Source organism: Paraburkholderia ribeironis, assembly GCF_900019265.1.
GTDB lineage: Bacteria > Pseudomonadota > Gammaproteobacteria > Burkholderiales > Burkholderiaceae > Paraburkholderia > Paraburkholderia ribeironis.
Genome location: NZ_CYGX02000046.1, coordinates 56,481 through 66,067 on the forward strand (window position 1 = coordinate 56,481; position 9,587 = coordinate 66,067).

5 protein-coding genes are annotated in these 9,587 nt (G+C 62.1%); 4 read left to right on the top strand and 1 reads right to left on the bottom strand.

From position 1 onward, the window contains the following. Positions 1-238: 238 nt before the first annotated feature. The 3 genes from aceE (at position 239) to lpdA (ending at position 6,582) form a co-directional block, all read left to right on the top strand. Positions 239-2,935, top strand: coding sequence for a pyruvate dehydrogenase (acetyl-transferring), homodimeric type (gene aceE / locus BN2475_RS20795; RefSeq protein WP_094781386.1), 2,697 nt, complete (start codon positions 239-241; stop codon positions 2,933-2,935). A gap of 81 nt (positions 2,936-3,016) precedes the next feature. Next, the gene (aceF, locus tag BN2475_RS20800; protein WP_094781387.1) at positions 3,017-4,687 is read left to right on the top strand and encodes a dihydrolipoyllysine-residue acetyltransferase; all 1,671 of its coding nucleotides are present in this window, start codon (positions 3,017-3,019) and stop codon (positions 4,685-4,687) included. 110 nt (positions 4,688-4,797) lie between these two features. Then, positions 4,798-6,582 carry a dihydrolipoyl dehydrogenase gene (gene lpdA / locus BN2475_RS20805; protein WP_094781388.1) on the top strand — a complete coding sequence of 595 codons (1,785 nt, stop codon included), beginning with the start codon at positions 4,798-4,800 and terminating at the stop codon, positions 6,580-6,582. Positions 6,583-6,963: 381 nt separating this feature from the next. On the opposite strand, the gene BN2475_RS20810 is transcribed toward lpdA, so the two are convergent. Continuing rightward, positions 6,964-7,536: a phasin family protein gene (locus BN2475_RS20810; RefSeq protein WP_094781389.1), complete on the bottom strand. Its 573-nt coding sequence runs from the start codon at positions 7,534-7,536 to the stop codon at positions 6,964-6,966. A 776-nt stretch (positions 7,537-8,312) separates the two neighbouring features. On the opposite strand from BN2475_RS20810, the gene pbpG reads away from it, so the two are divergent. Next, positions 8,313-9,503, top strand: coding sequence for a D-alanyl-D-alanine endopeptidase (gene pbpG / locus BN2475_RS20815; RefSeq protein WP_094781390.1), 1,191 nt, complete (start codon positions 8,313-8,315; stop codon positions 9,501-9,503). The last annotated feature ends 84 nt before the right edge of the window (positions 9,504-9,587 follow it).

Genomic DNA, 9,587 nt, shown 5'->3' on the forward strand with positions numbered 1-9,587 from the left:
CGCAAAAAGGCACGGACAGTACCACTAATCGGCGCAAACTAGCCGACGTATCCGTCGATCGGCAGTCAAACCAGGGTGCGCCGCAACAAATTTTCGCATTATGAGATTTGATCTCGTAATTTGAAAATTTTGTTGCGTGGACGTCGGGACCCTTATTACAATCGGCCGAAGCTGCCGCGGCCGTGCTTCGTCCGCGCCGTCTGTTCACAGAGCGTTCCTCTATACCCAGGAGACGAGCATGTCCGCTGTACCCGACGAAGTCATGAAATATGTCGCCGCCGAAAAAGACGACGATCCCCAGGAAACCGGCGAATGGCTGGAAGCGCTGGATGGCGTGATTTCTGCGGTGGGCCCTGACCGTGCCCACTACCTGATCGAGAAACAGATCGAATTCGCGCGTGTGCATGGCGAACATCTGCCGTTCTCGGCCAACACCCCGTACATCAACACGATTCCGGTCGCGCGCCAGGACAAGATCCCCGGCGACCAGGACGTCGAACACCGTATCCGCTCGTACACGCGCTGGAACGCCATCGCGATGGTGCTGCGCGCCGGCAAGGAAACCAACGTCGGCGGCCACATCGCGTCGTTCGCGTCGGCCGCCACGCTGTACGACGTCGGCTTCAATCACTTCTGGCACGCACCGTCGCCCGAGCATGGTGGCGATCTCGTGTTCGTGCAGGGCCACTCGTCGCCGGGCGTGTACTCGCGCGCGTTCCTGCTCGGCCGCCTGACCGAGCAGCAGCTCGACAACTTCCGCCAGGAAGTGGGCGGCGAGGGCATCTCGTCGTACCCGCACCCGTGGCTGATGCCGGACTTCTGGCAATTCCCGACCGTCTCGATGGGCCTCGGCCCGATCATGGCGATCTACCAGGCGCGCTTCATGAAGTATCTGCAGGCGCGCGGCATTGCGAAGACCGACGGCCGCAAGGTCTGGGCCTTCCTCGGCGACGGTGAAACGGACGAACCGGAATCGCTCGGCGCGATCGGCATGGCCGGCCGCGAACGGCTCGACAACCTGGTGTTCGTGATCAACTGCAACCTGCAGCGCCTCGACGGTCCGGTGCGCGGCAACGGCAAGATCATCCAGGAACTCGAAAGCGAATTCCGCGGCGCCGGCTGGAACGTCATCAAGGTCATCTGGGGCAGCCGCTGGGATGCGCTGTTCCAGCGCGACAAGTCGGGCGCGCTGATGCGCCGGATGATGGAAGTCGTCGACGGCGAATACCAGACGTACAAGTCGGAGTCGGGCGCGTTCGTGCGCGAACACTTCTTCAACACGCCGGAACTGAAGGCGCTCGTCGCCGACTGGTCCGACGAGGACGTCTGGAACCTGAATCGTGGTGGCCACGATCCGCACAAGATTTACGCCGCATTCACTCAGGCCACCCAGGCCAAGGGCCAGCCGACCGTCATCCTCGCGAAGACGATCAAGGGCTACGGCATGGGCGAAGCCGGTCAGGCGATGAACATCACCCACCAGCAGAAGAAGATGCAGGTGGAGCAGCTGAAGAAATTCCGCGATCAGTTCCGTCTGCCGATCTCCGACGAAGACATCGTCCACGTGCCGTACCTCAAGTTCGAGGAAGGTTCGAAGGAGCTCGAGTACATGCGCACTCGCCGCCAGGACCTCGGCGGCTATCTGCCGGCGCGTCGTCAGAAGGCCGAGTCGCTGCCGGTGCCGGAACTGTCGGCATTCGAGCCGCTCCTGAAGGGCACGGGCGAAGGCCGCGAGATCTCCACGACGATGGCGTTCGTGCGGATCCTGAACATCCTGCTCAAGGACAAGGCGCTCGGCAAGCGCGTCGTGCCGATCGTGCCGGATGAGTCGCGTACCTTCGGCATGGAGGGCCTCTTCCGTCAGATCGGTATCTGGAATCAGGAAGGCCAGAAGTACGTGCCGGAAGATTCCGACCAGCTGATGTTCTACCGTGAGTCGGAAACCGGTCAGATCCTGCAGGAAGGCATCAACGAAGCCGGCGGCATGTCGGACTGGATCGCGGCCGCGACGTCGTACTCGACGCACGGCGAGATCATGATCCCGTTCTACATCTTCTATTCGATGTTCGGCTTCCAGCGCATCGGCGACCTGGCATGGGCGGCGGGCGACATGCGCTCGCGCGGCTTCCTGCTGGGCGGCACCGCGGGCCGCACGACGCTGAACGGCGAAGGTCTGCAACACGAAGACGGTCACTCGCTGCTGTGGGCCGCATCGGTGCCGAACTGCATCAGCTACGACCCGACGTTCGGCTACGAACTCGCGGTCATCATGCAGGACGGCTTGCGTCGCATGGTGGCTGAGCAGGAAGACGTGTACTACTACGTCACGGTGATGAACGAGAACTACGAGCACCCGGCGATACCGCAGGGCGATACCGTGGCGGCCGACATCATCAAGGGCATGTACTCGTTCAGCAAGGCCGAAGCCGACAAGAAGGCGCCGCGCGTGCAACTGATGGGCGCGGGCACGATCTTCAACGAAGTGATCGCCGCCGCCGACCTGCTGAAGAACGACTGGGGCGTCGCCGCCGACCTGTGGAGCGTGCCGAGCTTCACCGAACTCGCGCGCGAAGGCCACGAAGTGCAGCGCTGGAACCTGCTGCATCCGACCGAAGAGAAGAAGCTCTCGCACGTCGAGAAGCTGCTGAAGGACGCACAAGGTCCGGTGATCGCCTCGACCGACTACGTGCGTGCGCTGACCGAGCAGATCCGCGCGTTCGTGCCGCAGAAGTTCGTCGTGCTGGGCACGGATGGCTACGGCCGTTCGGACACGCGTGAAAAGCTGCGCCACTTCTTCGAAATCGACCGCTACTGGGTCACGGTTGCCGCGTTGAATGCATTGGCAGATGAAGGCACGATCGAACGCAAGGTCGTCGCCGAGGCGCTCAGGAAGTACAACCTTGATCCCGCCAAACCCAACCCGATGGCCGTCTAAGGCATCCTTCCCCGTGTGCCACGGCGCACGCGCCTGCCCCACCAGGGGCGGGTTGCGTGCGCGGCCCAGGAGACACTAACAATGAGTCAAGCGATCGAAGTCAAGGTGCCGGACATCGGCGATTACAAGGACATCCCTGTGATCGAGGTGCTGGTGAAGGCGGGTGACACCGTCGAGAAAGAGCAATCGCTCGTTACGCTGGAGTCCGACAAGGCGACCATGGACGTGCCGAGTTCGGCGGCCGGCGTGGTCAAGGAAGTGAAGGTCAAGGTCGGCGACAACGTCTCGGAAGGTTCGCTGATCGTCGTGCTGGATGGTGCCGCTGGCGGCGCGGCTGCAGCTGCTCCGGCTGCTGCACCTGCTCCGGCGCCTGCCGCTGCACCGGCTGCTGCACCCGCACCGGCACCAGCTGCGGCGCCTGCTGCGAGCGGCGGTGGTCTGCAAGAAGTCAAAGTGCCGGATATCGGCGACTACAAAGACATTCCCGTGATCGAAGTCGCGGTGAAGGTCGGCGATCGCGTCGAGAAAGAGCAGTCGCTGGTGACGCTCGAATCCGACAAGGCGACCATGGACGTGCCGAGCTCGGCGGCCGGCGTCGTCAAGGAAGTGAAGGTCAAGGTTGGCGACACCGTATCGGAAGGCTCGGTGATCGTCGTCGTGGAAGCGGAAGGCGCCGCTGCCGCTGCGCCGGCTGCCGCGCCGGCCGCGAAGAAGGAAGCGCTCGAGAAGCCGTCCGACGCGCCGGTGGCACCGTCGCTCGCGCCGGCAGGCGCGCCGTCGGCGCTCGCGCAGGCGCCGCTGATCCCGGCTGGCGAAGGCGGCTCGCGCCGTCCGAGTCATGCGTCGCCGTCGGTGCGCAAGTTCGCGCGTGAACTCGGCGTGGACGTGACCCAGGTGCAGGGCACCGGACCGAAGGGCCGCATTACGCAAGCCGACGTGACCGCGTTCATCAAGGGTGTGATGACCGGTCAGCGTGCTGCGCCGGCTGGCGCGGCGGCACCGGCTGCCGGTGGTGGCGAGCTGAATCTGCTGCCGTGGCCGAAGGTCGACTTCACGAAGTTCGGACCGATCGATCCGAAGCCGCTGTCGCGCATCAAGAAGATTTCCGGCGCGAACCTGCATCGCAACTGGGTGATGATTCCGCATGTCACGAACAACGACGAAGCGGACATCACCGAACTCGAAGCGCTGCGCGTGCAGTTGAACAAGGAAAACGAAAAGGCCGGCGTGAAGATCACGATGCTGGCGTTCGTGATCAAGGCGGTGGTGTCGGCCCTGAAGAAATTCCCGACCTTCAACGCGAGCCTCGACGGCGACAACCTCGTGTTCAAGCAGTACTACCACGTGGGCTTCGCCGCCGATACGCCGAACGGTCTGATGGTGCCGGTGATTCGCGATGCGGACAAGAAAGGTCTGGTCGAGATCGCGAAGGAAATGGCCGAGCTGTCGAAGGCCGCACGCGAGGGCAAGCTCAAGCCGGACCAGATGCAGGGTGGCTGCTTCTCGATCTCGTCGCTGGGCGGGATTGGTGGCACGCATTTCACGCCGATCATCAACGCGCCTGAAGTCGCCATTCTCGGTCTGTCGCGTGGTGCGATGAAGCCGGTGTGGGACGGCAAGCAGTTCGTGCCGCGCCTGACACTGCCGCTGTCCCTGTCGTACGACCATCGTGTGATCGACGGGGCGGAAGCGGCGCGCTTCAATGCCTATCTGGGTGCGATTCTTGCCGATTTCCGGCGTGTGATTCTTTGACCGGTTGCTGAGGTTTCTGCTGGAGACGCGGGTCGCCTGGGTTATCCGCGTCTTCCTGTTTGCGCTCTTTGCGCGCAGCTCATCGCCGATCAATAAGAGAAGGGGACACCATGAGTCTCGTCGAAGTAAAAGTACCGGATATCGGTGACTTCAAGGACGTCGATGTCATCGAAGTCAACATCAAGCCGGGCGATGTCATCGAAAAAGAACAGTCGCTGATGACGCTCGAGTCCGATAAGGCCTCGATGGAAGTGCCGAGCGATACCGCAGGCACGGTCAAGGAAGTACGCATCAAAGCCGGCGACAAGGTTTCGCAAGGCACGGTGATCGCGCTCGTCGAGGCATCGGCGGAAGCGGCTCCCGCGAAAGCCGCGCCTCAGCAAGCCGAGAAGGTGCCGGCGCAAGCCGCGCCCGCTCCGGCGCCGCAGGCTGCCGAAGGTTCGAAAGCCGCTGCTCCGCAAGCCGGCAGCTTCTCCGGCAGCGCGGATATCGAGTGCGACATGCTCGTGCTCGGCTCGGGCCCCGGCGGCTATTCGGCCGCGTTCCGTTCGGCCGATCTCGGCATGAAGACGGTGCTGGTCGAGCGTTATTCGACGCTCGGCGGCGTCTGTCTGAACGTTGGCTGCATTCCGTCGAAAGCGCTGCTGCACACGGCGCTCGTCATCGACGAAGCCGAAGAACTCGCCGCGCACGGCATCTCGTTCGGCAAGCCGCAGATCGATCTCGACAAACTGCGCGACTTCAAGTCGGGTGTCGTCAAGAAGCTGACCGGCGGTCTCGCGGGCATGGCCAAGATGCGCAAGGTCGAAGTGGTGACGGGTACCGGCTCGTTCGTCGACCCGCATCACATGGAAGTGCAGACCGAAGGCGGCAAGAAGGTCGTCAAGTTCAAACAGGCGATCATCGCCGCGGGCTCGGAAGCGGTGAAGCTGCCGTTCATTCCGGAAGACCCGCGGGTGGTCGATTCGACCGGCGCGCTGGAACTGCGGCAGATTCCGCAACGCATGCTGGTGATCGGCGGCGGCATCATCGGTCTGGAAATGGCGACGGTGTACGCGACGCTCGGCGCGAAGATCGACGTGGTCGAAATGCTCGACGTTCTGATGGCCGGCGCGGACCGCGATCTGGTCAAGGTCTGGGAGAAGTACAACAGCAAGCGTTTCGCGAACGTCATGCTGAAGACCAAAAGCGCCGCGGCCGAAGCCAAAGAAGACGGCATCTACGTGTCGTTCGAAGGCGAACAGGCACCGGCCGAAGCGCAGCGCTACGACCTCGTGCTGGTGGCGGTCGGCCGCACGCCGAACGGCAACAGAATCGGCGCGGACAAGGCCGGCGTCGCGGTCACGCAGCGCGGCTTCATCGACGTCGACAAGCAGATGCGCACCAACGTGCCGCATATTTTCGCGATCGGCGATATCGTCGGCCAGCCGATGCTCGCGCACAAGGCGGTGCACGAAGGCCACGTTGCCGCCGAAGCCGCACACGGCGAGAAGGCGTACTTCGACGCGCTGCAGATTCCGTCGGTGGCTTATACCGATCCGGAAGTGGCGTGGGCCGGCAAGACGGAAGACGAGTTGAAGGCGGGCGGCATCAAGTACGGCAAAGCAGTGTTCCCGTGGGCCGCGTCGGGCCGCGCGATCGCCAATGGCCGCGAAGAAGGCTTCACGAAGCTGCTGTTCGACGAGGAGACGCATCGCGTGATCGGCGGCGGGATCGTCGGTCTGAATGCGGGCGACCTGATCAGCGAAATCTGTCTCGCGGTAGAGATGGGCGCGGATGCAACGGACATCGGCAAGACGATCCATCCGCATCCGACGCTCGGCGAATCGATCGGCATGGCCGCCGAGTTGTATGAAGGCGTCTGTACCGACTTGCCGCCGCAGAAGAAGAAGTAATGCTATTCGGCCCGTCTGCATGCAGGCGGGCTCGAAGAGCCTGAGGCAAAGGCAAAAAAACGGCGCGCCCTGTGAGGGGCGCGCCGTTTTTTTGTGTGGTCGCGAGAAGCAGCGCAGGGCGCTGAGCTTGCGTCGATGCACGACGCCACACACAGCCTCACCACGCGTTAGCCGACCGAAAGAAGATCGGCCGCAAAAAAATCCCGGCCTTGCGCCGGGCAAACGATACGTTATTCAACGTATCGGAGCGTTGGGCCAATCAAACCGTGCGAGCGGCAACGGCACGACGCTATTGCTTGCGGTAACGCCGGCACAGCGCGTGAGCTGTGCCGGCGCGAGGTGATGCCTGCAGTGATATTCGAGGTGCTGCTTGCCTGTAGCTTAGACTGCCTTCTTGGCCGAGCGCGATGCTTGCGCAGCGGCTTGCGAAGCTGCCTTCGATGCGGCGGTAGCGGCTGCATTGAAGTTGCTTTCGGCGATTTCGACGGCTTGCTTGGTCGCCTTGTGGACCGTTTCGTACGTGGTGTTGGCGGCGGTGATGGCCGACTTCATCACGGCGACAGCGGTTTCCGAACCGGCCGGCGCATTCTTCGCGACGTTTTCGACGAGCGACTGGACCTTGCGGTTCTGCTCTTCGAATTGTGCTTCGGCGACGCGGGTGAATTCGCCGTGCGTTGCCGAGACGATTTCGTACACGTGACGGCCGTACGACAGCGCCTTTTCAGCCACCGGCTGTGCGAGGTTTGCCTGCAGCGCCAGCAGTTCTTGCGCGTCCTTCACCGACAGCGCGCGTTGGGTATTTTCCTGGCTTTCGGCGAGCGTCGACTTCACGACTTGCAGGTTCAGCTCAACCAGCTTTTCGAGGCCTTCAAATGCTTTGGTCGTCAGGCCGAACAGCGTGTCGAAGTTGGCTTTCTGGGCTGCGGCGAATTGCTCAGGGGTCAGCAGAGTCATGGTTTACGCTCCTGGATCGCGGTCTGTCTGTGCGGACCGCATTGGGTGGGTGGGGAGGCGCGGTGAAGCGCCCCTCCGGACCGCGATGTATTGTGCATCGCAGCAATAGTTCCTATTTTAGGATGGTCGCGATGAATGTCAAGTGTTTTTTGTGCGTTGCACAAGTTTAAGAAACTGTTGATAAAACAATACGTTATGCAGTAGGCATGACATTAATATGACGCCATCGAATTTTGACGTCCCGATCGCGTCGGTGCAGCAAAAAATGCCAGGCATTGCCGGTCTGTCAGGACAATTTTTACCGCCTGAACCGGTGCCAGCGGCCAGAGCACGATACGTGGTAAAAAGCTAGGTGATTGGCGGATTTCATGTAAACCAGAAACTGTCACGGAACGTTAATGCCGCATGGCGGTCGAACGCGCGCTGGTTTGCAGCAGGTTTTTAACAGGCTGGTCGCGGCACTCCGGCGACTTCCTGTTGCAGTGGCGGACGCACCGGCCGCTGTCGCTCTAACAGTATTTCCCCTCATCAAGGTTGTCTCGAAATTGCCGTTATGCTGCAAGAATCTCCTCGATTCCTCGCGCGCGCGGCGGCAATGGTGAGGCCTGACGCGCTGACGATCGTTTTTTTCGATCGGCGCGCGGCACTTATTCGCGTTTTTGCGATCGGAGCTTATAAGCTGGTTTAAAGAGCGCTCATAAGTGCTTCAAATTGCTAATTTTTCGTTGTTTTACTACACTTGCGGAAAAACTCTCGCCGCTCCCTATCGAACACCCATGAAAACCGACATGTTTTCGTCGCTAAAAGTGCTCCACGGCGCGGCCCGCAGCACCGCCCTGTCGATGGCCGTCTCGCTGGCCGTCGCGGCGGCGATTGCCACGCCTGTCAGCACTTTTGCCGCCACGCCTGCCGCAACTGCAAAAACCTCGAAACACACCAAAGCCACGCACAAGCCGGCCGCCGCTGATACCGCCAAGGTGTCGGACAAGTCGGCGAAGGCCGTCAAGGGCGCGGCTGCGAAGACCGTGGCCGCCGCGGAAGACGATGCGCCGCGCGCCAGTGTCAAGCGCAAGCGCGTGAGCTTCACGTCGAACGGCCGTCACCACGCGGTGATGCGCCGAGTCGCGTTCGAGCCGCGTCAACCGAGCGTTGGACAGGCTTTTGGCCTGCACGAAACGCCGGATGCATTGATGCTGCGCTCGAGCGTCGCGTATGTGATCGATCAGAACACCGGTGAGCCGCTGTTCGACAAGAACTCGCGAGCAGTGGTACCGATCGCGTCGATCACCAAGCTGATGACGGCGATGGTGGTGCTCGATTCGAAAGAGCAGATGACCGACCAGATCGAAGTCACCGACGAAGACCGCGACTACGAGAAGAACACCCACTCGCGGCTGTCGGTGGGCTCGGTGCTCTCGCGTGAAGACATGCTGCATATCGCGCTGATGGCGTCGGAAAACCGTGCCGCCGCGGCACTGTCGCGTTACTACCCGGGCGGCCGGCCGGCGTTCCTTGCGGCGATGAACGCGAAGGCGAGGCAGCTCGGCATGACCGACACGCACTTCGAAAACTCGACGGGTCTGACGAGCCAGAACGTGTCGAGCGCGCGTGACCTCGTGAAGATGGTCAACGCGGCGTATCAATATCCGCTGATCCGCAAGTTCTCGACCGATCACAGCTATGAGGTGTACACCGGCAAGCGCACGCTGGCTTACAACAGCACCAACGCGCTGGTGCGCAACCCGACGTGGGACATCGGTCTGCAGAAGACCGGTTTCATCAACGAAGCGGGTGAGTGCCTCGTGATGCAAGCGACCATCCATGGCCGCCCGATGGTCCTGGTTCTGCTCGATTCGTCGGGCAAGTACTCGCGCTTCGCGGACGCGACGCGCCTGCGCACGTGGCTGGACAACGGCGGCGACCAGCCGCGCATTACCAGCGCGGACGCCAGCGATCCGGGCACCTGACGTGTTGCGGCGGCCAGTCGGCAAGGCCGGCCGTCTCCAAAGCAAAAAGCCTCGCAATTGCGAGGCTCAGACTGCTGACGAACC